This window comes from Pseudomonas sp. CH61, from assembly GCF_059429415.1.
On the sequence record NZ_CM182098.1, the window covers coordinates 117353 to 142071 of the forward strand.

22 protein-coding genes and 3 tRNA genes are annotated in these 24719 nt (G+C 57.5%); 22 read left to right on the top strand and 3 right to left on the bottom strand.

Annotated elements, in window-relative coordinates:
• The first annotated feature begins 1 nt into the window (after position 1).
• From dapB to AC5SEM_RS00500, 5 genes are all read left to right on the top strand, one after another.
• Complete coding sequence (dapB, locus tag AC5SEM_RS00480; RefSeq protein WP_495471940.1) at positions 2-808, top strand: 4-hydroxy-tetrahydrodipicolinate reductase; 807 nt, start codon at positions 2-4, stop codon at positions 806-808.
• A 257-nt stretch (positions 809-1065) separates the two neighbouring features.
• Complete coding sequence (carA, locus tag AC5SEM_RS00485) at positions 1066-2202, top strand: glutamine-hydrolyzing carbamoyl-phosphate synthase small subunit (RefSeq protein ID WP_007915228.1); 1137 nt, start codon at positions 1066-1068, stop codon at positions 2200-2202.
• Between the two features lie 125 nt (positions 2203-2327).
• On the top strand, positions 2328-5549 hold the full coding sequence (carB, locus tag AC5SEM_RS00490; RefSeq protein ID WP_077571025.1) for a carbamoyl-phosphate synthase large subunit: 3222 nt from the start codon (positions 2328-2330) through the stop codon (positions 5547-5549).
• Positions 5546-6022, top strand: coding sequence for a transcription elongation factor GreA (gene greA, locus AC5SEM_RS00495; protein WP_003221530.1), 477 nt, complete (start codon positions 5546-5548; stop codon positions 6020-6022). The genes carB and greA overlap by 4 nt, the downstream gene beginning before the upstream one ends.
• Positions 6023-6050: 28 nt before the next feature.
• Positions 6051-6455, top strand: coding sequence for a hypothetical protein (locus AC5SEM_RS00500; protein WP_016986502.1), 405 nt, complete (start codon positions 6051-6053; stop codon positions 6453-6455).
• 9 nt (positions 6456-6464) lie between these two features.
• Here the strand turns inward: AC5SEM_RS00500 and AC5SEM_RS00505 are convergent, their stop codons facing one another.
• Entirely contained in the window at positions 6465-6773 is a 309-nt protein-coding gene (locus tag AC5SEM_RS00505; protein WP_016771761.1) for a YhbY family RNA-binding protein, read from the bottom strand.
• Between the two features lie 101 nt (positions 6774-6874).
• Here AC5SEM_RS00505 and rlmE point away from each other — a divergent pair, with 101 nt between their 5' ends.
• From rlmE to AC5SEM_RS00585, 16 genes are all read left to right on the top strand, one after another.
• Positions 6875-7504, top strand: coding sequence for a 23S rRNA (uridine(2552)-2'-O)-methyltransferase RlmE (gene rlmE, locus AC5SEM_RS00510; RefSeq protein ID WP_008088328.1), 630 nt, complete (start codon positions 6875-6877; stop codon positions 7502-7504).
• A 202-nt stretch (positions 7505-7706) separates the two neighbouring features.
• Positions 7707-9614: an ATP-dependent zinc metalloprotease FtsH gene (gene ftsH, locus AC5SEM_RS00515; protein WP_016986501.1), complete on the top strand. Its 1908-nt coding sequence runs from the start codon at positions 7707-7709 to the stop codon at positions 9612-9614.
• A gap of 8 nt (positions 9615-9622) precedes the next feature.
• Positions 9623-10474, top strand: coding sequence for a dihydropteroate synthase (folP, locus tag AC5SEM_RS00520; protein ID WP_495471941.1), 852 nt, complete (start codon positions 9623-9625; stop codon positions 10472-10474).
• 16 nt (positions 10475-10490) lie between these two features.
• The gene (gene glmM, locus AC5SEM_RS00525) at positions 10491-11828 is read left to right on the top strand and encodes a phosphoglucosamine mutase (protein WP_495471942.1); all 1338 of its coding nucleotides are present in this window, start codon (positions 10491-10493) and stop codon (positions 11826-11828) included.
• A gap of 65 nt (positions 11829-11893) precedes the next feature.
• Positions 11894-12649: a triose-phosphate isomerase gene (gene tpiA / locus AC5SEM_RS00530; protein WP_016986498.1), complete on the top strand. Its 756-nt coding sequence runs from the start codon at positions 11894-11896 to the stop codon at positions 12647-12649.
• A 4-nt stretch (positions 12650-12653) separates the two neighbouring features.
• A complete protein-coding gene (secG, locus tag AC5SEM_RS00535) occupies positions 12654-13040 on the top strand; it encodes a preprotein translocase subunit SecG (protein ID WP_016986497.1) in 387 nt (128 codons plus the stop codon).
• 22 nt (positions 13041-13062) lie between these two features.
• Positions 13063-13148, top strand: a tRNA-Leu gene (locus AC5SEM_RS00540).
• 97 nt (positions 13149-13245) lie between these two features.
• Positions 13246-13322 (top strand) — tRNA-Met (locus AC5SEM_RS00545).
• A gap of 139 nt (positions 13323-13461) precedes the next feature.
• Complete coding sequence (gene rimP, locus AC5SEM_RS00550; RefSeq protein ID WP_077571035.1) at positions 13462-13920, top strand: ribosome maturation factor RimP; 459 nt, start codon at positions 13462-13464, stop codon at positions 13918-13920.
• 47 nt (positions 13921-13967) lie between these two features.
• Entirely contained in the window at positions 13968-15449 is a 1482-nt protein-coding gene (nusA, locus tag AC5SEM_RS00555; RefSeq protein WP_077571038.1) for a transcription termination factor NusA, read from the top strand.
• A 27-nt stretch (positions 15450-15476) separates the two neighbouring features.
• On the top strand, positions 15477-18008 hold the full coding sequence (infB, locus tag AC5SEM_RS00560; protein ID WP_077571040.1) for a translation initiation factor IF-2: 2532 nt from the start codon (positions 15477-15479) through the stop codon (positions 18006-18008).
• A 160-nt stretch (positions 18009-18168) separates the two neighbouring features.
• Positions 18169-18570, top strand: coding sequence for a 30S ribosome-binding factor RbfA (rbfA, locus tag AC5SEM_RS00565; protein WP_007915259.1), 402 nt, complete (start codon positions 18169-18171; stop codon positions 18568-18570).
• Between the two features lie 4 nt (positions 18571-18574).
• The gene (gene truB / locus AC5SEM_RS00570) at positions 18575-19492 is read left to right on the top strand and encodes a tRNA pseudouridine(55) synthase TruB (protein WP_034154423.1); all 918 of its coding nucleotides are present in this window, start codon (positions 18575-18577) and stop codon (positions 19490-19492) included.
• 142 nt (positions 19493-19634) lie between these two features.
• Positions 19635-19904, top strand: coding sequence for a 30S ribosomal protein S15 (gene rpsO / locus AC5SEM_RS00575; RefSeq protein ID WP_003177875.1), 270 nt, complete (start codon positions 19635-19637; stop codon positions 19902-19904).
• Between the two features lie 193 nt (positions 19905-20097).
• Complete coding sequence (gene pnp / locus AC5SEM_RS00580) at positions 20098-22203, top strand: polyribonucleotide nucleotidyltransferase (protein ID WP_053117036.1); 2106 nt, start codon at positions 20098-20100, stop codon at positions 22201-22203.
• A 129-nt stretch (positions 22204-22332) separates the two neighbouring features.
• Positions 22333-22408: transfer RNA gene (locus AC5SEM_RS00585), tRNA-Thr, on the top strand.
• 6 nt (positions 22409-22414) lie between these two features.
• Here AC5SEM_RS00585 and AC5SEM_RS00590 read toward each other — a convergent pair.
• Positions 22415-22909, bottom strand: coding sequence for a hypothetical protein (locus AC5SEM_RS00590; protein ID WP_123594497.1), 495 nt, complete (start codon positions 22907-22909; stop codon positions 22415-22417).
• Positions 22910-23183: 274 nt separating this feature from the next.
• Between AC5SEM_RS00590 and AC5SEM_RS00595 the strand changes: the two genes are divergently transcribed.
• Entirely contained in the window at positions 23184-23483 is a 300-nt protein-coding gene (locus AC5SEM_RS00595; RefSeq protein ID WP_034154593.1) for a DUF6388 family protein, read from the top strand.
• 89 nt (positions 23484-23572) lie between these two features.
• Here the strand turns inward: AC5SEM_RS00595 and nadC are convergent, their stop codons facing one another.
• Entirely contained in the window at positions 23573-24421 is an 849-nt protein-coding gene (nadC, locus tag AC5SEM_RS00600) for a carboxylating nicotinate-nucleotide diphosphorylase (RefSeq protein WP_016986492.1), read from the bottom strand.
• Positions 24422-24719: the final 298 nt, after the last annotated feature.

The window sequence follows — 24719 nt, forward strand, 5'->3', positions numbered from 1 at the left end:
CATGCGACGTATAGCTGTGATGGGCGCTGCTGGGCGCATGGGTAAGATTCTGGTCGAGGCCGTGCAGCAGCGCGCGCCGCTGACCGGTTTGACTGCTGCCGTGGTGCGCCCGGGCAGCACGCTGATCGGCGTCGATGCCGGTGAGTTGGCGTCGTTGGGTCGCATCGGCGTGCCGTTGTCCGGGCATATCGAAGCGGTGGCTGAAGAGTTCGATGTGTTGATCGACTTTACGCTGCCGGAAGTGATGCTGAAAAACCTCGCGTTCTGCCGCAAGGCCGGCAAGTCCATGGTCATTGGCACCACCGGCCTGGATGCGGCGCAGAAGCAGTTGCTGGTCGAGGCGGGCAAGGATATTCCGATCGTGTTCGCGGCCAACTTCAGTGTCGGCGTCAATCTGTCGCTCAAACTGCTGGATATGGCGGCGCGGGTGCTGGGTGATGATGCGGATATCGAAATCATCGAAGCGCATCACCGTCACAAGATCGATGCGCCGTCGGGTACGGCGTTGCGCATGGGTGAAGTGATCGCCAGTGCGCTGGATCGTGATCTGCAGAAAGTCGCGGTTTACGGTCGCGAGGGTCACACCGGCGCTCGTGAGCGTGAAACCATCGGCTTCGCCACTGTGCGTGGTGGTGATGTGGTGGGTGATCACACCGTGCTGTTCGCCTGCGAAGGTGAGCGTCTGGAGATCACGCACAAGGCGTCGAGCCGGATGACGTTTGCCAAGGGCGCGGTGCGTGCGGCGTTGTGGCTGGACGGTCGCGAGCCGGGTCTGTATGACATGCAAGACGTGCTCGACCTGCGTTGATACACTGCTGAACCCGGCGCAAACGCCCTGTTTGCGCTGGTTTTTCTCCGCTTGGCGACGACCTGTCGCATTCTCCGGCCTTTTAGGCTCTTTAGCGGTGGACCAAAAAAGCCTTTTTCTGTAAGCTACAGCTTTAGTGTGTCCACTAAAAGCGCGCAGAATAATTCAGTGAAGAAGCGGGGTGACGTGTCCATACGTCACTCCGCTTTTTTACAACCTGCGATCGCCCTTTCATGCGTTATTTACGGGAGGTCTTCTTGACTAAGCCAGCCATACTTGCCCTTGCTGATGGCAGCATTTTTCGCGGCGAAGCCATTGGTGCCGACGGTCAAACCGTTGGTGAGGTGGTGTTCAACACCGCAATGACCGGCTATCAGGAAATCCTTACCGATCCTTCCTACGCCCAACAGATCGTTACCCTGACTTACCCGCACATCGGCAACACCGGCACCACGCCGGAAGACGCCGAGTCCGACCGCGTCTGGTCCGCTGGCCTGGTCATTCGTGATCTACCGCTGGTAGCGAGCAACTGGCGTAACACGATGTCCCTGTCCGATTACCTGAAAGCCAACAACGTTGTCGCCATCGCCGGTATCGACACCCGCCGCCTGACCCGCATCCTGCGTGAAAAAGGCGCACAGAACGGCTGCATCATGGCCGGCGACAACATCTCCGAAGAAGCGGCCATCGCCGCTGCGCAAGGCTTCCCGGGCCTGAAGGGCATGGACCTGGCGAAAGTCGTCAGCACCAAGACCCAATACGAATGGCGCTCGACTGTCTGGGATCTGAAGACCGACAGCCACGCGACCATCGACGCTTCCGAGCTGCCTTACCACGTGGTTGCCTACGACTACGGCGTCAAGGTCAACATCCTGCGCATGCTGGTCGAGCGCGGCTGCCGCGTCACCGTCGTACCTGCGCAGACGCCAGCCGCTGATGTGCTGGCACTGAAGCCCGACGGCGTGTTCCTGTCCAACGGCCCTGGTGATCCGGAGCCATGCGACTACGCGATCAAGGCGATCAAGGAAGTCCTGGAAACCGAAATTCCGGTATTCGGCATCTGCCTCGGTCACCAATTGCTGGCACTGGCCTCCGGCGCCAAGACCCTGAAAATGGGCCACGGCCACCACGGTGCCAACCACCCGGTGCAGGATCTGGACACTGGCGTCGTAATGATCACCAGCCAGAACCACGGTTTCGCGGTAGACGAAGAAACCCTGCCAGCCAACGTGCGTGCGATCCACAAATCGCTGTTCGACGGCACCCTGCAAGGCATCGAACGCACCGACAAGAGCGCGTTCAGCTTCCAGGGCCACCCTGAAGCGAGCCCGGGCCCGAACGATGTCGCGCCACTGTTCGACCGCTTCATCAACGAGATGGCCAAGCGACGCTAAGCGTTCGCCTTGAGACTGTAGAGAGAAGCCCTCGAGGGCGGCCCCGACACCGGCGGCCCCCTCGGGACTTCAGAAATCGATCAAGACGGCTTGCCGACTGACCTGCGGATTTGAGTGACAAACCCATGCCAAAACGTACAGACATTAAAAGCATCCTGATTCTCGGCGCTGGCCCGATCGTTATCGGCCAGGCCTGCGAATTCGACTACTCCGGCGCCCAGGCCTGTAAAGCCCTGCGCGAAGAGGGTTACCGCGTCATCCTGGTGAACTCCAACCCAGCCACCATCATGACCGACCCGGACATGGCCGACGCCACCTACATCGAACCGATCAAGTGGCAGACCGTTGCCAAGATCATCGAAAAAGAGCGTCCGGACGCCGTGCTGCCAACCATGGGCGGCCAGACGGCTCTGAACTGCGCCCTGGACCTGGAGCGCGAAGGCGTTCTGGAGAAGTTCGGCGTAGAGATGATCGGCGCCAACGCTGACACCATCGACAAGGCTGAAGACCGTTCGCGTTTCGACAAGGCGATGAAATCCATCGGCCTGGCGTGCCCGCGTTCCGGTATCGCGCACAGCATGGAAGAAGCCAACGCGGTTCTCGAAACCCTCGGCTTCCCGTGCATCATCCGTCCGTCCTTCACCATGGGCGGCACCGGTGGCGGTATCGCGTACAACCGTGAAGAGTTCGAAGAAATCTGCGCCCGTGGTCTGGACCTGTCGCCGACCAAAGAGCTGCTGATCGACGAATCGCTGATCGGCTGGAAAGAATATGAAATGGAAGTTGTCCGCGACAAAAAGGACAACTGCATCATCGTCTGCTCGATCGAAAACTTCGACCCGATGGGCGTGCACACCGGTGACTCGATCACCGTGGCTCCAGCACAAACCCTGACCGACAAGGAATACCAGATCCTGCGTAACGCCTCGCTGGCGGTACTGCGCGAGATCGGCGTCGAGACCGGTGGTTCCAACGTTCAATTCGGTATCTGCCCGAACACTGGCCGCATGGTCGTGATCGAAATGAACCCGCGCGTATCGCGTTCCTCGGCACTGGCTTCGAAAGCCACCGGTTTCCCGATTGCCAAAGTCGCGGCCAAACTGGCTGTGGGCTACACCCTCGACGAACTGTCGAACGACATCACCGGCGGCAAGACCCCGGCGTCCTTCGAGCCGTCGATCGACTACGTCGTGACCAAGTTGCCACGCTTTGCCTTCGAGAAATTCGCCAAGGCTGACGCACGCCTGACCACTCAGATGAAGTCGGTTGGTGAAGTCATGGCCATCGGCCGTACCTTCCAGGAATCCCTGCAGAAAGCTCTGCGCGGTCTGGAAGTGGGCGTTTGCGGCCTGGACGAGAAGCTCGACCTGAGCAACCCGGAAAGCATGAGCGTGCTCAAGCGCGAACTGACCGTGCCGGGCGCCGAGCGTATCTGGTACGTGGCGGACGCTTTCCGCGCCGGCATGACCGTCGAAGAAATCTTCGCCATGAACATGATCGACCCGTGGTTCCTGGTGCAGATCGAAGATCTGATCAAGGAAGAAGAGAAGGTCAAGACCCTTGGTCTGTCCGCGATCGACCGCGACCTGATGTTCAAGCTCAAGCGCAAAGGCTTCTCCGATCAGCGTCTGGCCAAGCTGCTGGGTGTGACCGAGAAGAACCTGCGGACTCACCGTCACAAGCTGGAAGTGTTCCCGGTTTACAAGCGCGTTGACACCTGCGCCGCTGAGTTCGCCACCGACACCGCATACCTCTACTCGACTTACGAGGAAGAGTGCGAAGCCGCGCCGTCGGGCCGCGACAAAATCATGATTCTGGGTGGCGGTCCGAACCGTATCGGCCAGGGCATCGAGTTCGACTACTGCTGCGTTCACGCTGCCCTCGCTCTGCGTGAAGACGGCTACGAAACCATCATGGTCAACTGCAACCCGGAAACCGTTTCCACCGACTACGACACTTCCGACCGTCTGTACTTCGAATCGGTAACCCTCGAAGACGTGCTGGAAATCTGCCGCGTCGAGAAGCCGAAAGGCGTGATCGTCCAGTACGGTGGTCAGACTCCACTGAAACTGGCGCGAGCTCTGGAAGCGGCTGGCGTGCCAATCATCGGCACCAGCCCTGACGCTATCGACCGTGCCGAAGACCGTGAGCGCTTCCAGCAAATGGTTGAGCGCCTGAACCTGCGTCAGCCGCCAAACGCCACCGTGCGCAGCGAAGACGAAGCGATTCGTGCCGCCAGCAAGATCGGCTACCCACTGGTAGTGCGCCCATCCTATGTCCTGGGTGGTCGCGCGATGGAAATCGTTTACGAAGAAGAAGAGCTCAAGCGCTACCTGCGTGACGCGGTGAAAGTGTCCAACGACAGCCCGGTGCTGCTCGACCACTTCCTCAACTGCGCCATCGAAATGGACGTGGATGCGGTCTGTGACGGCAAAGACGTGGTGATCGGCGCGATCATGCAGCACATCGAACAGGCTGGTGTTCACTCCGGTGACTCCGCGTGCTCGCTGCCGCCGTACTCGCTGCCGGCGCACATCCAGGACGAGATGCGTGAACAGGTCAAGAAAATGGCCTTGGAACTGGGCGTTGTCGGCCTGATGAACGTGCAGTTGGCGCTGCAAGGCGAGGACATCTACGTCATCGAAGTCAACCCGCGCGCTTCGCGTACCGTACCGTTCGTATCGAAGTGCATCGGTGTTTCCCTCGCCATGATCGCTGCCCGCGTGATGGCCGGTAAGACCCTGAAGGAAATTGGCTTCACTAAAGAAATCATCCCGAACTTCTACAGCGTGAAAGAGGCGGTGTTCCCGTTCGCCAAATTCCCTGGCGTTGACCCGATCCTCGGCCCAGAGATGAAGTCGACCGGTGAAGTGATGGGCGTGGGTGACACCTTCGGTGAAGCATTCGCCAAAGCCCAGATGGGTGCCAGCGAAGTGCTGCCGACCGGCGGTACAGCGTTCATCAGCGTGCGCGACGACGACAAGCCATTGGTTGCAGGCGTTGCCCGTGATCTGATCAACTTGGGCTTTGAAGTGGTTGCCACTGCCGGTACTGCCAAGCTGATCGAAGCCGCAGGCCTGAAAGTGCGCCGTGTGAACAAGGTGACCGAGGGTCGTCCGCACGTGGTCGACATGATCAAGAATGACGAAGTCACCCTGATCATCAACACCACCGAGGGTCGTCAGTCGATCGCTGATTCGTACTCCATTCGTCGTAATGCCTTGCAGCACAAGATTTACTGCACCACCACCATTGCTGCTGGCGAAGCTATCTGTGAAGCGCTGAAGTTCGGTCCGGAAAAAACCGTGCGTCGCTTGCAGGATCTACACGCAGGATTGAAGGCATGATCAAATACCCAATGACTGTCCAGGGCGCTAAAGCCCTGGAAGAAGAACACGCTCACCTGACCAAGGTCGTTCGTCCGAAGCTCAGCCAGGACATCGGTACGGCCCGCGAGTTGGGTGACTTGAAAGAAAACGCTGAATACCATGCCGCACGCGAACAGCAAGGCATGGTCGAGGCGCGGATTCGCGACATCGAAGGCCGGATTCAGAATCAGGTCATCATCGATGTCACGACCATTCCTCATACCGGCAAAGTGATTTTCGGTACTACTGTCGAAATCGCCAACGTCGAGACCGATGAAAGCGTCACTTACCACATCGTGGGTGAGGATGAGGCTGACTTCAAACTCGGCAAGATTTCGGTCGGCTCGCCTTTGGCCCGTGCCTTGATCGGCAAGGAAGAGGGCGATGTGGTCGCCGTGAAAACGCCAAGCGGCGTGATCGAGTACGAGATTGTCGAAGTCCGTCACATCTGAAAAAGGGCGCCCGCTGCATGCGGGCGCCATGCTTTGGCAGCTGACCCAGATGCTTTGGGTCGGCGGTCTATGGCTGATACATCTCGGTTTGCAGCCGGCGCTGGGCAAGATTGGCCTGGCACCGTTGCTGATCGATGAAGTGGCCAGTGCATTTGAAGTGTTGGTGGTAGGTTTTTCCGCCGCATGCGTTATTTTTCAGGCTTTGGTGCTGGTACAGGCCGAGGGCCTTGCCAGTCTATGGCGAGATTTTCGCGGTCAGGTGCTGCTGATGGCGTTGTATGCGTGTGCGATGTTTGTCGCAGTGCGTGTCGGCTGGCCGGATGCGCAGCGCTGGCAGGTATTCAGTTATCTGGTTCTGGGGTTTTCCGGGCTGGTGCTGGTGATGCAGCCGGTGCCGGGATGGAGTGGCAGGGTGCGCCAGGCACACCCGTGACCCTTTTCATCACTTGAAGCGATGAACGTTCGACAGCTGCTTGTTGGCGCTGAAATTCTTGCGGTAAACCAGTGCCATCTTGCCGATGACCTGTACCAGATCCGCTTTGCCAACCTTGCACAGCTCTGCGATGTGCGCCAAGCGCGATTCGCGATCGAGGATATTGAGCTTGATTTTGATCAGCTCGTGATCCGCCAAAGCGCGCTCAAGTTCGGCTAAAACACCTTCAGTCAAACCGTTGTCAGCTACCGTCAAAACCGGTTTGAGGTGGTGGCCAATGGATTTGTACTGTTTCTTCTGCTCTGGAGTGAGCGGCATAATCTGACCCTTTCGTCTGGATTCTGTAAAATGGCGGCCATTTTACCCGAGGGCTCGTGGATCCGCCCAATTAATCACGACTCTTATTATCGAGGTGCCCAATGGCGCGTTCCAAGACAAGCCTTGGTTGGCTGAAGCGACATGTCAACGATCCCTATGTGAAGCAAGCGCAGAAGGATGGCTACCGCTCGCGTGCGAGTTACAAACTTCTGGAAGTCCAGGAGAAATACAAGCTGATCCGTCCTGGCATGAGCGTTGTCGACCTCGGTGCGGCACCTGGTGGCTGGTCGCAGGTCACCAGCCGTCTGATCGGCGGTCAGGGGCGTTTGATCGCTTCGGACATTCTGGAAATGGACAGCATCCCTGACGTGACCTTCATTCAGGGTGACTTCACCGAGGACGCAGTGCTCGCGCAGATTCTTGAAGCGGTGGGTAATTCGCAGGTGGACCTTGTGATTTCCGATATGGCCCCCAATATGAGTGGTACGCCTGAAGTGGATATGCCGAAGGCCATGTTCCTGTGCGAGCTGGCACTTGATCTGGCGGAGCGGATCCTCAAGCCGGGCGGTAATTTCGTGATCAAGATTTTTCAGGGCGAAGGCTTTGATGTTTACCTGAAGGATGCTCGCAAGAAGTTCGACAAGATCCAGATGATCAAGCCGGACTCCTCTCGTGGCAGCTCCCGCGAGCAATACATGCTGGCTTGGGGTTATCGCGGGCGTAGCGAGTAAAACGAGGTTTTTGTGCGGGGTGATAGGTTTTTAGTATTTCGCCCGGCGAGCATTAACGAATATTGTGTAGAAAGTGTTTCACAAAGGGTTACAGACGGCGCCTGCCAGAGTCGTAGGTAATGTAGTAAGTTAGGCCGGTGAATATCATGCGAAGCGCGCGCCAGTAGCGGAGCTTGCTTCAGAGGGTAGTTAATTGAACGATATGGCAAAGAATCTGATCCTGTGGTTGATCATCGCGGCTGTCCTGGTGACGGTGATGAACAACTTCTCCAGCCCTAACGAGCCGCAGACCCTCAACTATTCCGACTTCATCCAGCAGGTCAAGGATGGCAAGGTCGAGCGCGTAGCGGTTGATGGCTATGTAATCACCGGCAAACGCAATGATGGCGACAGTTTCAAGACCATTCGTCCGGCAATTCAGGACAATGGCCTGATCGGCGATCTGGTCGACAACCACGTTGTGGTTGAAGGCAAGCAGCCTGAACAGCAAAGCATCTGGACCCAGCTTCTGGTGGCCAGCTTCCCGATCCTGGTGATCATCGCGGTGTTCATGTTCTTCATGCGCCAGATGCAGGGCGGTGCCGGTGGCAAGGGCGGACCGATGAGCTTCGGCAAGAGCAAGGCGCGCCTGCTCTCCGAAGATCAGGTGAAAACCACATTGGCTGACGTTGCCGGTTGCGACGAAGCCAAGGAAGAAGTCGGCGAGCTGGTTGAATTCCTCCGTGACCCGGGCAAGTTCCAGCGCCTGGGCGGCCGCATTCCTCGCGGCGTGTTGATGGTCGGTCCTCCGGGTACCGGTAAAACCTTGCTGGCCAAGGCGATCGCCGGCGAAGCCAAGGTTCCGTTCTTCACCATATCCGGCTCTGACTTCGTCGAAATGTTCGTCGGTGTTGGTGCCAGCCGTGTTCGTGACATGTTCGAACAGGCGAAGAAGCACGCGCCGTGCATCATTTTTATCGACGAAATCGACGCCGTCGGTCGCCATCGTGGCGCCGGCATGGGTGGCGGTCACGACGAGCGTGAGCAGACTCTCAACCAACTGCTGGTTGAGATGGACGGCTTCGAGATGAATGACGGCATCATTGTTATCGCTGCAACCAACCGTCCTGACGTACTCGACCCTGCGCTGCTGCGTCCGGGCCGTTTCGACCGTCAGGTTGTCGTTGGTCTGCCGGATATCCGTGGTCGCGAGCAGATTCTCAAGGTTCACATGCGTAAAGTGCCAATGGGTGACGACGTTGCTCCGGCCGTTATTGCACGTGGTACTCCGGGGTTCTCGGGTGCTGACCTGGCTAACCTGGTCAACGAAGCGTCGCTGTTCGCTGCACGCAGCGGCAAGCGCATCGTTGAAATGAAAGAATTCGAACTGGCCAAAGACAAAATCATGATGGGCGCCGAGCGCAAATCGATGGTCATGTCCGAGAAAGAGAAGCAGAACACCGCTTATCACGAAGCAGGTCACGCCATCGTTGGTCGCGTCGTGCCTGAGCATGATCCGGTGTACAAGGTGTCGATCATTCCGCGCGGCCGTGCGCTGGGTGTGACCATGTTCCTGCCGGAAGAAGATCGCTACAGCCTGTCCAAGCGTGCGCTGATCAGCCAGATCTGCTCGCTGTACGGCGGCCGTATCGCTGAAGAAATGACCCTTGGCTTCGACGGTGTGACTACCGGTGCTTCCAACGACATCATGCGTGCCAGCCAGATCGCGCGAAACATGGTGACCAAGTGGGGTCTGTCGGAAAAACTCGGTCCGTTGATGTACGCCGAAGAAGAGGGTGAAGTATTCCTCGGTCGCGGCGGTGGCGGCCAGGCTGCCAGCTTCTCCGGGGAGACAGCCAAGCTGATCGACTCCGAAGTGCGCAGCATCATTGACCAGTGCTACGGCACGGCCAAGCAGATCCTCACGGACAACCGTGACAAACTCGATGCCATGGCTGATGCCCTGATGAAGTACGAAACGATCGATGCTGAACAGATCGACGACATCATGGCAGGTCGTACACCTCGCGAGCCTCGTGACTGGTCGGGTGGCACTGGTACGCCACCACCTCCAGTGGTTCGGGACGAGCGTCCGGAAACACCGATTGGCGGTCCGGCTGCTGACGTTTAAGGTTTGAAATGACTTCTGTACAGTCCCTGACCCGGTTGCCTTGCGGCAACCGGGTTCTTGATTTGGCCCAGACGCATGTCATGGGTATTCTCAATGTCACCCCTGATTCTTTCTCCGACGGCGGGCAATACAGCCAGCTGGATGCAGCCTTGCGTCACGCTGCCGCCATGGTTGCAGCCGGTGCGACGCTGATTGATGTTGGTGGCGAATCTACTCGTCCTGGCGCGCGAGCAGTGTCCCCGCTCGAAGAGCTTGAACGTGTGGCGCCGATCGTCGAGCTGATCAATCGTGAGCTTGATGTGATCATTTCGGTGGATACCTCCACACCCGCCGTGATGCGCGAAACCGCGCGCTTGGGGGCCGGGTTGATCAACGATGTGCGTTCGCTGCAGCGCGACGGCGCACTGGATGCGGCGGCGGCTACCGGTTTGCCGGTGTGCCTCATGCATATGCTCGGCGAGCCCGGAGATATGCAGGACAATCCGCATTATCAGGATGTCACGCGCGAAGTGGGCGACTTTCTCGCTGAGCGCATGACGCAATGTGCGGCTGCCGGTATTCCTGCCGAGCGAATCATTCTCGATCCGGGTTTCGGTTTCGCCAAAACCCTGCAGCACAATCTAAGCTTGTTCAAGCATATGGAAGCCCTGCATGCGCTGGGTCGACCGTTGCTGGTCGGCGTTTCGCGCAAAAGCATGATCGGCCATGCCCTGAATCGCCCGGTTGGCGAGCGGCTTTTTGGTGGTCTGGCGCTGGCAGCGCTGGCATCTGTTAAAGGTGCGCGTATATTGCGCGTCCATGATGTTGCGGAAACGGTAGACGTGGTGCGCATGATCGCAGCCGTAGAGTCAGCCGAATAAGAATGGTGGAGCACTTATGAGCAAGAAATACTTTGGTACCGACGGCATTCGTGGTCGCGTCGGTGAATACCCGATTACTCCTGACTTCATGCTCAAGCTCGGCTGGGCGGCCGGCATGGCCTTTCGCAAGATGGGTGCCTGCAAGGTGCTGGTCGGCAAAGACACACGGATTTCCGGTTATATGTTCGAGTCGGCGCTTGAGGCCGGCCTGACGTCGGCGGGTGCCGATGTGATGCTGCTGGGCCCTATGCCGACGCCGGCGATCGCCTATCTGTCGCGCACGTTCCAGGCTGAGGCCGGCATCGTGATCAGTGCTTCGCACAATCCGCATGACGATAACGGCATCAAATTCTTTTCCGGTAAAGGCACCAAATTGCCGGATGAGCTGGAATTGATGATCGAGGAGTTGCTTGATACTCCGATGACCGTGGTCGAGTCGAGCAAGATCGGCAAAGTTTCGCGGATCAACGATGCGTCAGGGCGCTACATCGAATTCTGCAAAAGCAGCGTGCCAACGGGGACCAGTTTTTCCGGCCTCAAGATCGTTATCGACTGTGCGCATGGTGCGACCTATAAGGTGGCTCCGAGCGTTTTCCGCGAGTTGGGTGCAGAGGTCGTCGTTCTGTCGGCGCAACCTAATGGTCTGAACATCAACGAAAATTGCGGCTCGACCCATATGGGACAGTTGCAGGCTGCGGTACTCGCTGAGCACGCCGACCTGGGTATTGCTTTTGATGGTGATGGCGACCGGGTTTTGATGGTTGACCACACGGGTGCCATTGTTGATGGCGACGAATTGTTGTACATCATCGCCCGAGACCTGCATGAGCGTGGCAAATTGCAGGGCGGCGTGGTTGGCACATTGATGAGTAATCTGGGGCTGGAGCTCGCGCTTGCAGAGCTTTCCATTCCATTTATTCGTGCCAATGTCGGCGACCGTTACGTGATCGCCGAGTTGCTTGAGCGCAATTGGCTGGTCGGTGGTGAGAATTCGGGGCACATCGTTTGCTTCAATCACACCACGACCGGTGATGCGATCATTGCTGCGCTGCAAGTATTGATGGCGCTGAAGACTCGTAATGAGGGCTTGGCGCAAGCGCGTCAGGCATTGCGCAAGTGCCCCCAGGTACTGATCAATGTGCGTTTCGGTGGTGGCGAAAGTCCGCTCGAGCATCCGGCTGTCAAGGAAGCCAGTGCGCGAGTCACCCAGGCAATGGCGGGGCGCGGTCGCGTGCTTTTGCGCAAGTCCGGGACAGAGCCGTTGGTGCGTGTAATGGTCGAAGGCGAGGACGAAACACAAGTTCGCAACTATGCCGAAGAGCTGGCAAAACTGGTAACTGAAGTTTCTGCCTGATTCGGCTTGCAAGCCATGATTGTGTTGGGTAACATCTGCGCCCACTTTGACCGACGAGGTACAGCATGCGTCGCCCTATGGTAGCTGGTAACTGGAAGATGCACGGTACCCGCGCCAGCGTCGCTGAGCTGATCAACGGCCTTCGTCATCTGGCCTTGCCAAGCGGTGTTGATGTCGCGGTATTCCCGCCTTGCTTGTATATCAATCAAGTGATTGATGGCTTGAAAGGCAAGTCGATTTCGGTCGGCGCGCAGAATTCTGCGGTGGAATCGATGCAAGGTGCATTGACCGGTGAAATTGCTCCGAGTCAGTTGGTGGATGCAGGTTGTTCCCTGGTGCTTGTCGGGCACTCCGAACGCCGCCAGATAATGGGCGAGCGAGACGGGATGCTGAATCGCAAGTTCGCAGCGGCACAGGCATGTGGCTTGATTCCGGTGCTGTGTATAGGGGAGACCCTTGAGCAGCGTGAAGCCGGGAAAACTCTTGAGGTTGTCGGGCGTCAGCTGGGCAGCATCATCGAGGAGCTGGGTGTAGGTGCTTTTGCCAAGGCAGTCATTGCTTACGAGCCTGTCTGGGCTATTGGTACCGGACTGACTGCAACGCCGCAACAAGCTCAGGATGTGCATAAAGCCATCCGCGAGCAGTTGGCGGCAGAGAATTCTGAAGTCGCACGAGGTGTGCGGCTTCTATACGGCGGCAGCGTGAAGGCGGCCAATGCGGTCGAACTGTTCGGCATGCCGGATATCGATGGGGGGCTCATTGGTGGAGCTTCCCTGAATGCAGATGAGTTCGGTGCGATCTGTCGCGCCGCGGGAAACTGAAAAAATGCTGGAAACAGTCGTAGTCGTTTTTCATCTGCTGGGTGCATTGGGCGTAGTTGCTCTGGTTTTGCTGCAGCAGGGTAAGGGTGCGGACGCTGGCGCGTCTTTCGGAGCAGGTGCTTCAAATACTGTGTTCGGAAGCCAAGGTTCCTCTACCTTTCTTAGTAAGTTTACTGCTATACTTGCCGCCGGTTTCTTCATAACCAGCTTGGGGTTAGGTTACTTTGCTAAAGAGAAGGCTCATCAGCTGACTCAGGCAGGTCTCCCAAATCCAGCAGTGTTGGAAGTACCTAAGCAACAACAACCGGCTTCTGATGATGTACCGGTGCTTCAAGAGCAAAAGTCGGCTACTCCAGCGACTGACGTACCTCCAGCTCAAGAGCAGAAGTAAGAAGGGTTTCAAACGTAGTTTTGCCGAGGTGGTGGAATTGGTAGACACGCAACCTTGAGGTGGTTGTGCCCATAGGGTGTAGGGGTTCGAGTCCCCTTCTCGGTACCAATTAGTCAGGAGAGCCCGCTGTTGCGGGCTTTCTTGCAGGTGGAAGGTTACATTGACCCTATAAGGGATCGGTCGTATACTTCCGCCCCAGCTTTGTCGCGGGGTGGAGCAGTCTGGTAGCTCGTCGGGCTCATAACCCGAAGGTCGTCGGTTCAAATCCGGCCCCCGCAACCAGTTTAAGGAGCCCCTTTTCAGGGGCTTTTTGTTAGCTGGACACTTTCAACGCCGCTGTTCGACGGCGTTTCAAGGATGGGCGTTATGCCCATTTTTTTATTTTGCAAAGCATGCACATATCATGCACTAGGGGGTTCAGGTGTCGAGCAAGCTAGAAGAGTTGCAGGCCTTGCTGGCCCCGGTGGTCGTGGCCCTGGGCTATGAATGCTGGGGTATCGAGTTTTCGGCTCAGGGTCGTCACTCGATGTTGCGCGTTTATATCGATAAAGAGGGCGGCGTGCTGGTGGACGATTGCGCCATTGTCAGCCGTCAGATCAGCGGTGTACTGGATGTTGAAGATCCTATCGCCGTTGAATACACCCTCGAAGTTTCCTCGCCTGGCATGGAGCGCCCACTGTTCACTCTTGAGCAGTTTGCAAAGTTTGCCGGTGAACAAGTGAAGATCAAGCTGCGCTCGCCTTTTGAAGGTCGACGCAACTTTCAGGGCCTTCTGCGCGGTGTAGAAGAACAGGACGTCGTGGTGCAGGTAGATGACCATGAGTTCCTGTTGCCGATCGATATGATCGACAAGGCCAACATTATTCCCAGTTTTGACTGAGACGCGGATCCCGCGGATCCAATGGCTTGCGAAAGGCGAGGCGTACGATGAGCAAAGAAGTACTGCTGGTTGTTGAGTCGGTATCCAATGAAAAGGGCGTACCGGCAAGCGTAATTTTTGAAGCGCTGGAGCTGGCTTTGGCCACTGCTACCAAAAAGCGTTTTGAAGACGAAGTTGACCTGCGTGTGGAAATTAACCGCCACACCGGGGCATACGAAACTTTCCGTCGCTGGACGGTCGTCGAAGAGAATGATCTCGACGATCCGGCCATCGAAACCTGGCCAAGCAAGGTTGCCGAAACGCATCCGGGTGCCAAGGTTGGCGACGTTGTCGAAGAAAAGATCGAATCCATCGAGTTCGGCCGCATTGCTGCGCAGACTGCCAAGCAAGTCATCGTGCAGAAAGTTCGCGAAGCCGAGCGCGCTCAAGTGGTTGACGCTTATCGCGAGCGCCTGGGAGAAATCATCTCCGGCACCGTGAAAAAAGTCACCCGCGACAACGTGATCGTCGATCTGGGTAACAATGCTGAAGCGTTGCTGGCCCGTGAAGACATCATTTCTCGCGAAACCTTCCGTGTCGGCGTGCGTCTGCGTGCGCTGCTCAAGGAAATCCGCACCGAGAACCGCGGCCCGCAGCTGATCCTGTCGCGTACTGCGCCGGAAATGCTGATCGAGCTGTTCCGCATCGAAGTGCCGGAAATTGCCGAAGGCCTGATCGAAGTAATGGCAGCGTCCCGTGATCCGGGTTCGCGCGCCAAGATCGCCGTTCGCTCGAAGGACAAACGCATCGACCCGCAAGGCGCTTGCATTGGTATGCGCGGTTCGCGCGTCCAGGCAGTGTCGGGTGAGTTGGGCGGTGAGCGTGTTGATATCGTCCTGTGGGATGACAACCCGGCTCAGTTCGTGATCAACGCCATGTCCCCGGCTGAGGTTGCGGCAATTATCGTTGACGAAGATGCCCACGCAATGGACATCGCCGTTGGCGCAGACAATCTGGCTCAGGCCATCGGTCGCGGTGGTCAGAACGTGCGTCTGGCGAGCCAGTTGACTGGCTGGACCCTGAACGTGATGACCGAATCGGACATCCAGGCTAAGCAGCAAGCAGAAACCGGCGACATCCTGCGCAACTTCATCGACGAGCTTGAAGTCGACGAAGACCTGGCACAGGTGCTGGTAGATGAAGGCTTCACCAGCCTGGAAGAGATTGCCTACGTACCGTTGGAAGAAATGCTCAACATCGACGGCTTTGACGAAGATACCGTCAACGAGCTTCGCGCTCGTGCCAAGGATCGTTTGTTGACCAAAGCCATCGCTACTGAGGAAAAGCTGGCAGACGCCCATCCGGCCGAAGACCTGCTCTCGCTTGAGGGTATGGACAAGGATTTGGCGATGGAACTGGCGGTGCGCGGCGTAATTACCCGCGAAGACCTGGCCGAGCAGTCTATTGACGACCTGCTCGACATCGACGGCATTGACGATGATCGTGCCGGCAAGTTGATCATGGCCGCCCGAGCCCACTGGTTCGAGTAATTAGGCGCGGCCTGAGGAGAGAAGTGCATGACGCAAGTCACGGTGAAACAACTGGCCGATGAGGTCAAAACACCGGTAGAGCGCCTGTTGCAGCAGATGCGTGAGGCAGGTCTGCCGCACACCGCCGCCGAAGAAAATGTGACTGACAGTGAGAAGCAGTCCCTGCTGACTCACTTGAAAAGCAGCCACAAGGCGAAAGTGGAAGAACCACGCAAGATCACGCTGCAGCGTAAAACCACCAGCACCCTGCGTGTTGCTGGCAGCAAAAGCATCAGCGTTGAAGTCCGCAAGAAGAAAGTTTTCGTACAGCGCAGCCCGGAAGAAATCGAAGCCGAGCGCAAGCGTGAACTGGATGAGCGTCGCGCAGTAGAAAATGCTGCCCGTCAGAAGGCTGAAGAAGAAGCCAAGCAACGCGCCGAAGTAGAAGCGCGTAATCAGCCTGCTGCTGCGCAGACCGCTACCAGCGACGCCGTTGCGGCGCCGGCTGCAGTTGCCGAACCTGTTCGCGAAAGCGCACCGGTAGTTGCCGCTGCTCCAGCTCCGTCTGCTGACGTTCGCAACAAGCAGAACGAACAGCGCCGTCCGGACAAGCCACGTGCCGACGACAACAATCGTCGCAGCGGTGGTGGTGATGGCGAGCGCAAAAACGCTCCGCATCGCGCCTCGGTCAAAGAAAAAGCGCCGGCTCCACGTGTGGCGCCACGCACTACCGACGAAGAAAGCGATGGCTTCCGTCGCGGTGGTCGCGGCAAGGCCAAGCTGAAGAAGCGCAACGCTCACGGTTTCCAGAGCCCAACCGGCCCTGTCGTGCGTGATGTGCAGATCGGCGAGACCATCACTGTTGGCGATCTCGCCAATCAGATGTCGGTCAAAGCTGCTGAAATCATCAAGTTCATGTTCAAACTGGGTACTCCAGCGACCATCAACCAGGTGCTTGATCAGGAAACTGCTCAACTGGTAGCCGAAGAACTGGGCCACAAAGTGACCCTGGTCAGCGACACCGCCCTGGAAGATTCCCTGGCCGAGTCCCTGAAGTTTGAAGGTGAGTCGTTCTCCCGTGCGCCAGTCGTGACCGTAATGGGCCACGTTGACCACGGTAAAACTTCCCTGCTCGACTACATCCGTCGTGCCAAGGTAGCTGCTGGCGAAGCCGGCGGTATCACCCAGCACATCGGTGCATACCACGTTGAAACCGAACGCGGCATGGTCACCTTCCTCGATACCCCTGGTCACGCCGCGTTTACCGCAATGCGTGCTCGTGGTGCCAAGGCGACCGACATCGTGATCCTGGTGGTTGCAGCGGACGACGGCGTGATGCCGCAGACCATTGAAGCTGTTCAGCACGCAGTAGCGGCTGGCGTTCCACTGGTTGTAGCCGTGAACAAAATCGACAAGCCGGGCGCCGATCTCGATCGCATCCGTAGCGAACTGTCGGTTCACGGCGTGACTTCCGAAGAGTGGGGCGGTGATACGCCGTTCGTTCCGGTTTCGGCGAAGGTCGGTACTGGCGTGGACGAGCTGCTTGAAGCCGTTCTGCTGCAAGCTGAAGTTCTCGAACTGAAAGCGACCCCATCGGCTCCTGGCCGTGGCGTTGTGGTTGAATCGCGTCTCGACAAAGGTCGTGGCCCGGTGGCAACCGTTCTGGTTCAAGACGGTACCCTGCGCCAAGGCGACATGGTGCTGGTCGGTTCGAACTATGGCCGCGTTCGCGCCATGCTCGACGAGAATGGCAAGCCAATCAAGGAAGCCGGTCCTTCCATCCCTGTCGAGATCCTCGGCCTGGACGGTACCCCGGACGCTGGCGACGAGATGAGCGTGGTTGCCGACGAGAAGAAAGCCCGTGAAGTGGCTCTGTTCCGTCAAGGCAAGTTCCGCGAAGTCAAACTGGCTCGCGCTCACGCCGGCAAGCTGGAAAACATCTTCGAAAACATGGGTCAGGCCGAGAAGAAGACGCTCAACATCGTCCTCAAATCCGACGTCCGTGGTTCGCTGGAAGCGTTGAACGGTGCCTTGAATGGCCTGGGCAACGACGAAGTACAAGTGCGCGTAGTTGGCGGCGGTGTCGGTGGTATCACCGAGTCCGACGCTAACCTGGCACTGGCTTCCAACGCTGTACTGTTCGGCTTCAACGTGCGTGCCGATGCTGGCGCACGGAAGATCGTCGAGCAGGAAGGTCTGGACATGCGTTACTACAACGTGATCTACGACATCATCGAGGACGTCAAGAAAGCCCTGACCGGCATGCTCGGCAGCGATGTTCGCGAGAACATCCTGGGTGTGGCCGAAGTGCGTGACGTGTTCCGTTCGCCGAAGTTTGGCGCGATCGCTGGCTGCATGGTGATCGAAGGTGTTGTGCACCGTAACCGTCCGATCCGTGTACTGCGTGAAGACATCGTTATCTTCGAAGGCGAGCTGGAATCCCTGCGCCGCTTCAAGGATGACGCTTCCGAAGTACGTGCCGGCATGGAATGCGGTATCGGTGTGAAGAGCTACAACGACGTCAAAGTCGGCGACAAGATCGAAGTCTTCGAGAAGGTTCAGGTTGCTCGCAGCCTCTAACTCGCGCACTTCAGGAGCCGTGATGGGCTGCCGTACTCAACAGTGCGGCGCATCACCCGGACTCTAAACGCAACGCCCGGTCTGGCTTTTGTCAGGCCGGGCGTTTGCCGCTTTCAGACCTTGCGGGTTTCACCGCTGGGCAGTAACAGGTAACAAAATCATGGCAAAAGAATACAGCCGTACCCAACGTATCGGCGATCAGATGCAGCGTGAGCTGGCTCAACTGATCCGTCGCGAAGTCAAAGATCCACGTGTGGGTCTGGTCACCATTACCGCTGTTGAAGTCAGCCGTGACGTCGGTCACGCGAAGATTTTCATCACCGTAATGGGCCAGGACAACGCTGAAGACATCGCACAAAGCATCAAGGTGCTCAACGCCGCCGCAGGCTTCCTGCGTATGCAACTGGCCCGTGAAATGAAGCTGCGCAGCGTGCCGCAACTGCACTTCCACTACGACGAATCCGTCGTACGTGGTGCGCATCTGTCGGCCCTGATCGAGCGTGCGGTTGCTGAAGACAATCAGCATCCGGTCGCTGCTGAACCTGAAGACACCAAGGAGTAATTCGGTGGCTCAGGTCAAACGTATCCGTCGTAACGTCAGTGGCATCATCCTGCTCGACAAGCCGTTGGGGTTCACCTCCAACGCCGCGTTGCAGAAGGTTCGCTGGCTGCTGAATGCCGAGAAGGCCGGTCACACCGGCAGCCTCGACCCGCTGGCCACCGGTGTTTTACCGTTGTGCTTTGGCGAAGCGACCAAGTTCTCGCAATACCTGCTCGATTCCGACAAGGGTTATGAAACCCTGGCGCAACTGGGCAAGACCACCACCACGGCTGATGCTGAAGGTGAGGTTTTGCAGGAACGCCCGGTGACCGTTGGTCGCGCCGATGTCGAAGCGGCATTGCCGAAATTTCGTGGGCAAATCAGTCAGATACCGCCGATGTACTCGGCGCTCAAGCGTGATGGCCAACCGCTGTACAAGCTGGCTCGTGCAGGCGAAGTAGTGGAGCGCGAACCGCGTTCTGTTACTATTGCGCGCTTGGAATTACTGGCCTTCGAAGGCGATACTGCGCGTCTTGCGGTGGATTGCAGCAAGGGCACCTATATTCGCACCCTGGTGGAGGATATTGGTGAGCAACTCGGTTGTGGTGCGTACGTCGCTGAATTGCGCCGTACCCAGGCCGGGCCTTTCACCCTCGCGCAGACGGTTACCCTCGAAGAGCTTGAAGCAGTACATGCCGAAGGCGGCAACGAAGCAGTTGATCGCTTCCTGATGCCATCGGACAGCGGCCTGCTGGACTGGCCGTTGCTGCACTTCTCGGAAGCGAGCGCGTTCTACTGGCTCAACGGCCAGCCGGTACGTGCCCCGGATGCTCCGAAGTTCGGCATGGTACGGGTACAGGATCACAATGGTCGCTTCATCGGTATCGGTGAAGTGAGCGAAGACGGGCGTATTGCGCCACGTCGACTGATTCGGTCGGAATGACCGAAACCGGTCTGTGTCAAAGCAGGCTGGCGAGGGTGGCTGTTAACAGGCACGGTCACTACTCATTTATAGATACAGGGATTTGTCCCTGGCCTGTTGAAGCTGTTTCTTTGAAACAGTTTCCTGATAAAAGGATTGCCTCATGGCTCTCGACGTTCAAGAAAAAGCTCAAATCGTTGCTGACTACCAGCAAGCTGTTGGTGACACTGGTTCGCCAGAAGTGCAAGTTGCACTGCTGACCCACAACATCAACAAGCTGCAAGGTCACTTCAAGGCCAACGGTAAAGATCACCACTCCCGTCGTGGTCTGATCCGCATGGTAAACCAGCGTCGCAAGCTGCTGGACTACCTGAAAGGCAAGGATCTGGGTCGTTATCAGACTCTGATCGGTCGCCTGGGTCTGCGTCGCTAATCAGCGATTGCGCTATGAGGTTGGTTGTCTGTCGGACGTCTGCGGTTTACCGCCGGCGGCTTGCAGGCTCCCAGCCTCAAGTTTTATCTGGATACACGTTTTACCCCGGACAACGGTTGGGCCGATTCCCGACATTGCCCAAGAATTCGCAAGAAACCAGTTCCCCCAAGAGCCACAAAGAAGGTAGGACACCGTGAACCCGGTAATCAAAAAATTCCAGTTCGGTCAATCGACCGTTACCCTCGAGACTGGCCGTATCGCCCGTCAGGCCTCCGGCGCAGTATTGGTCACCGTTGACGACGACGTCAGCGTATTGGTGACTGTAGTTGGCGCAAAACAAGCTGATCCAGGCAAGGGCTTCTTCCCTCTGTCGGTTCACTACCAGGAAAAGACTTACGCTGCCGGTAAGATCCCTGGCGGTTTCTTCAAGCGTGAAGGCCGTCCTTCCGAGAAAGAAACCCTGACTTCCCGACTGATCGACCGTCCGATCCGTCCGCTGTTCCCGGAAGGCTTCATGAACGAAGTGCAGGTTGTCTGCACCGTCGTTTCCACCAGCAAGAAGACCGATCCGGACATCGCTGCGATGATCGGTACCTCGGCTGCCCTGGCCATCTCGGGCATTCCGTTCGACGGCCCGATCGGCGCCGCTCGTGTAGCTTTCCACGAAAGCACCGGCTACCTGCTGAACCCGACTTACGAGCAGCAAGCTGCTTCGAGCCTGGACATGGTCGTTGCCGGTACTTCCGACGCCGTACTGATGGTTGAATCGGAAGCCAAAGAGCTGACCGAAGACCAGATGCTGGGCGCGGTACTGTTTGCTCACGACGAATTCCAGGTGGTGATCAACGCTGTTAAAGAGCTGGCCGCTGAAGCTGCCAAGCCAACCTGGAACTGGGCTCCGGCGCCAGAAGCCACCGAACTGCTGGGCGCTATCCGTGCCGAGTTCGGCGAAGCGATCTCCCAGGCTTACACCATCACCATCAAGGCCGACCGTTACGCTCGCCTGGGTGAGCTGAAGGATCAAGTGGTTGCCAAACTGTCCGGTGAAGAAGGCCAGCCTTCGTCCAGCGAAGTCAAAGCCGCTTTCGGCGAAATCGAATACCGCACCGTTCGCGAAAACATCGTTAACGGCAAGCCACGTATCGACGGCCGCGACACCAAAACCGTACGTCCGCTGAACATCGAAGTCGGCGTTCTGCCGAAGACTCACGGTTCGGCGCTGTTCACCCGTGGTGAAACCCAGGCTCTGGTTGTTGCAACACTGGGCACCGCCCGTGACGCACAGCTGCTGGACACCCTGGAAGGCGAGAAAAAAGACCCGTTCATGCTGCACTACAACTTCCCTCCGTTCTCGGTGGGCGAGTGTGGTCGCATGGGTGGTGCAGGTCGTCGTGAAATCGGTCACGGCCGTCTGGCCCGTCGTTCGGTTTCGGCCATGCTGCCAGCCGCTGACGTGTTCCCGTACACCATCCGTGTAGTTTCGGAAATCACCGAATCCAACGGTTCGAGCTCGATGGCTTCCGTTTGCGGCGCTTCCCTGGCCCTGATGGACGCTGGTGTGCCGATGAAGGCGCCGGTTGCCGGTATCGCCATGGGTCTGGTTAAAGAAGGCGAGAAATTCGCCGTCCTGACCGACATCCTCGGTGACGAAGACCACCTGGGCGACATGGACTTCAAAGTAGCCGGTACCGCCAAAGGTGTTACCGCGCTGCAGATGGACATCAAGATCAAGGGCATCACCGAAGAAATCATGGAAATCGCTCTGGGCCAAGCCCTGGAAGCGCGCCTGAACATCCTCGGTCAGATGAACCAGATCATTGGCCAGTCGCGTACCGAACTGTCGGCCAACGCTCCGACCATGATCGCGATGAAGATCGACACCGACAAAATCCGTGACGTTATCGGTAAAGGTGGCGCGACCATCCGTGCGATCTGCGAAGAAACCAAGGCTTCGATCGACATCGAAGACGACGGTTCGATCAAGATCTTCGGCGAAACCAAGGAAGCCGCTGAAGCAGCACGTCAGCGCGTTCTGGGCATCACCGCTGAAGCCGAGATCGGCAAGATCTACGTGGGTAAAGTTGAGCGCATCGTCGATTTCGGCGCATTCGTCAACATCCTGCCTGGCAAGGACGGTCTGGTGCACATCTCGATGCTGAGCGACGCTCGCGTAGAGAAAGTGACCGACATCCTGAAAGAAGGCCAGGAAGTGGAAGTGCTGGTACTGGACGTGGACAACCGCGGCCGTATCAAGCTGTCCATCAAAGACGTGGCAGCGGCCAAGGCTTCGGGCGTTTAATCACCCCAAAGCGTTAGCGCAATAAAAATGCCCCGCCGTGAAAACGGTGGGGCATTTTTTTGTCTGCGAAATATCGAGACATTCTGCGAAGTTGCCGGACTTCAGAACCGGTGCTAGGTTTAGCCCACCGCCCGTGTAGCTCAGCCGGTAGAGCAGCGCACTCGTAACGCGAAGGTCGCAGGTTCGATTCCTGTCTCGGGCACCACCTCTCTTATTTCACCTTGCGGCTCAGATCCTCGACGGTACGTTTGAGCTGTTCCATCGCCCGATCCTGATCGTTGATTTTCTGCTTTAGATTCGAAATCTCGCTGCTGTTCGAGTTGGAACTGGAGCCACTGTTGCGCTTGAGGTCTTCGACCTGACGACCGAGCGTGTCCAGTTCACGGTCCTGGTCTTTGACCTTGTTTTTCAGATCATCGATTTCCTTGCCGCTGGAGCTTGAGCTCGAACCGCTGCTGCGTTTCAGTTCTTCGATCTGGCGCGATTGCTCGCTGATGGTATCGCGCATTTTTCTCAGGTCATCGATGCTGACATCGCTTCTGATCACCACGTCTTTGCCGTAGTCGTTGTGAATCAGTGAAACCTTGTCGCCGTAGGAAGCGCTGCTGTTACTCAATTCAACAGCCATTGCACTGGCCGGCAGAACCAAAGTGGCGATCAGAGCGGTGGCAGACACAACAGAAGAAATTTTCGAAAAGCTGCGCATCACTGGGTTTCCTTGTGAACAGCGAAGAAGTGCCGAAGTGGCACATCGCTATGACTCGAAATCCGCATTTATGTTCCGCAGGTCAGCTTTTTGTGGGAGAGATGTAAAGAGCCGTGTAATTCGTCATGCAAACGTCCTATATTCGGTGCCTGCATGAGCATCGCCCAGCAGTTTTCAGATGATCCCGAATGGTTCCGAAGGCCGGACAATCCGCGTCAGAGAGATCCTTGATGATCCAGATCCATCCTCCATTCTTACGATCAGCGAGAACGCCATGACCGAATTAACTCAAGAGCAACGTCACGAACAAGCGCTGGAAAAGTACATTCTGGACGTACCGGACCTGAAGGAAGAGATCAAGGACCTCAGTCCTGATGATCAGAAAGATCAGATTCAGTGGGCCTTCGAAGACGAGGCTGAAGCCCAGGGCCTGCAGCCGTGGGAACTGACGCTCAAGTACACGAGCACGCCGGAGGAGTTCGAGGCGCAGCGCCTTGTGCTGCACAAAGAGGCGGCCGAAGTACTGGGTGTCGAATGGGACGAGTACTGCGAGATGAATAATCTCGTCGTATAACAGCAGCTACAAGCTTTCAGCGGCAAGCTGCAAGTCAACGCAAAAGCGCTTTGGCTTGCAGCTTGTAGCTTGGAACTTGCCGCTGCTGCTTAAAGGCTGAGTCGCATCGACAGATCCACCGCTTTGACATCCTTGGTCATCGCACCGATCGAGATGTAATCCACGCCGGTTTCGGCGATCGGCAGCAGCGTGCTTTCGTTGATGCCGCCGCTGGCTTCCAGTTTTGCCTTGCCACCGTTCAGGCGCACGGCTTCGCGCATGTCGTCCAGGCTCAACTCATCAAGCATGATGATGTCGGCGCCAGCAGCCAGCGCTTCTTTCAGTTCATCCAGACTTTCCACTTCGACTTCCACCGGTTTGCCCGGCGCAATCTTGTGCGCAGCGGCAATGGCTTGTGGAATGCCACCGCTGGCGGCGATGTGGTTTTCCTTGATCAGGAACGCGTCGTACAGACCGATGCGATGGTTGTGGCAGCCACCGCAGGTCACCGCGTATTTCTGCGCCAGACGCAGACCCGGCAGAGTCTTGCGGGTGTCGAGCAGTTTGACCTGAGTGGTGCCGACGAAATCGGCAAGGTACTGCGCGCGCGTGGCTACGCCGGACAGCAGTTGCAGGAAATTCAGCGCACTGCGCTCACCGGTCAGCAGCGAACGGGCCGGGCCTTCGAGGTGAAACAGCGGCTGATTGGGTTTCACCCGTTCGCCATCGACTACCTGCCAATGCACCGCGACCCGCGGATCAAGCTGACGGAACACGGCATCGACCCACGCGGTGCCGCAGATGACGGCCGCGTCGCGCGTAATGATGGTGGCTTTGGCCAAGCGTTCGGCCGGGATCAGTTGCGCGGTGATGTCGCCGCTGCCGATGTCTTCGAGCAACGCACGGCGCACGTTGGCTTCGATTTCGGCGGTCAAATCGGCGAGACGTAGATTCGGCATAACGGGCTCCACAAACAAAGTGGTTCGATTATAGGGGCATGGCGCGAGCCAACCCAAGGCGAGAACGCGCGTGCTTGCCTGCATCCGGTCGATTTTCTTTGAGCAAACCCGGCCAGTCGTGGTCACTGAAAGGGGCGGTATAGGGGAAACCCTGACGGCTATGGCGCCGGGTGCAAGTTATGAAAGATAATTCGCCTTGCATTTGACGTCATAGCTTTGACGTCCTGATTGAACTTGCGCGAGCGAACCTGCTCGGAAATGCATGCTCTCAGTGACATTGCTGCGGCTGATACACCGC

Bases quoted from the DNA above. Each gene is read 5' to 3' on its own strand.
- dapB (WP_495471940.1), top strand. From the start codon at position 2: ATGCGACGTATAGCTGTGATGGGCGCTGCTGGGCGCATGGGTAAGATT.
- carB (WP_077571025.1), top strand. From the start codon at position 2,328: ATGCCAAAACGTACAGACATTAAAAGCATCCTGATTCTCGGCGCTGGC.
- greA (WP_003221530.1), top strand. From the start codon at position 5,546: ATGATCAAATACCCAATGACTGTCCAGGGCGCTAAAGCCCTGGAAGAA.
- AC5SEM_RS00500 (WP_016986502.1), top strand. From the start codon at position 6,051: ATGCTTTGGCAGCTGACCCAGATGCTTTGGGTCGGCGGTCTATGGCTG.
- AC5SEM_RS00505 (WP_016771761.1), bottom strand. From the start codon at position 6,773: ATGCCGCTCACTCCAGAGCAGAAGAAACAGTACAAATCCATTGGCCAC.
- rlmE (WP_008088328.1), top strand. From the start codon at position 6,875: ATGGCGCGTTCCAAGACAAGCCTTGGTTGGCTGAAGCGACATGTCAAC.
- ftsH (WP_016986501.1), top strand. From the start codon at position 7,707: ATGGCAAAGAATCTGATCCTGTGGTTGATCATCGCGGCTGTCCTGGTG.
- folP (WP_495471941.1), top strand. From the start codon at position 9,623: ATGACTTCTGTACAGTCCCTGACCCGGTTGCCTTGCGGCAACCGGGTT.
- glmM (WP_495471942.1), top strand. From the start codon at position 10,491: ATGAGCAAGAAATACTTTGGTACCGACGGCATTCGTGGTCGCGTCGGT.
- tpiA (WP_016986498.1), top strand. From the start codon at position 11,894: ATGCGTCGCCCTATGGTAGCTGGTAACTGGAAGATGCACGGTACCCGC.
- secG (WP_016986497.1), top strand. From the start codon at position 12,654: ATGCTGGAAACAGTCGTAGTCGTTTTTCATCTGCTGGGTGCATTGGGC.
- nusA (WP_077571038.1), top strand. From the start codon at position 13,968: ATGAGCAAAGAAGTACTGCTGGTTGTTGAGTCGGTATCCAATGAAAAG.
- infB (WP_077571040.1), top strand. From the start codon at position 15,477: ATGACGCAAGTCACGGTGAAACAACTGGCCGATGAGGTCAAAACACCG.
- rbfA (WP_007915259.1), top strand. From the start codon at position 18,169: ATGGCAAAAGAATACAGCCGTACCCAACGTATCGGCGATCAGATGCAG.
- rpsO (WP_003177875.1), top strand. From the start codon at position 19,635: ATGGCTCTCGACGTTCAAGAAAAAGCTCAAATCGTTGCTGACTACCAG.
- AC5SEM_RS00590 (WP_123594497.1), bottom strand. From the start codon at position 22,909: ATGCGCAGCTTTTCGAAAATTTCTTCTGTTGTGTCTGCCACCGCTCTG.
- AC5SEM_RS00595 (WP_034154593.1), top strand. From the start codon at position 23,184: ATGACCGAATTAACTCAAGAGCAACGTCACGAACAAGCGCTGGAAAAG.
- nadC (WP_016986492.1), bottom strand. From the start codon at position 24,421: ATGCCGAATCTACGTCTCGCCGATTTGACCGCCGAAATCGAAGCCAAC.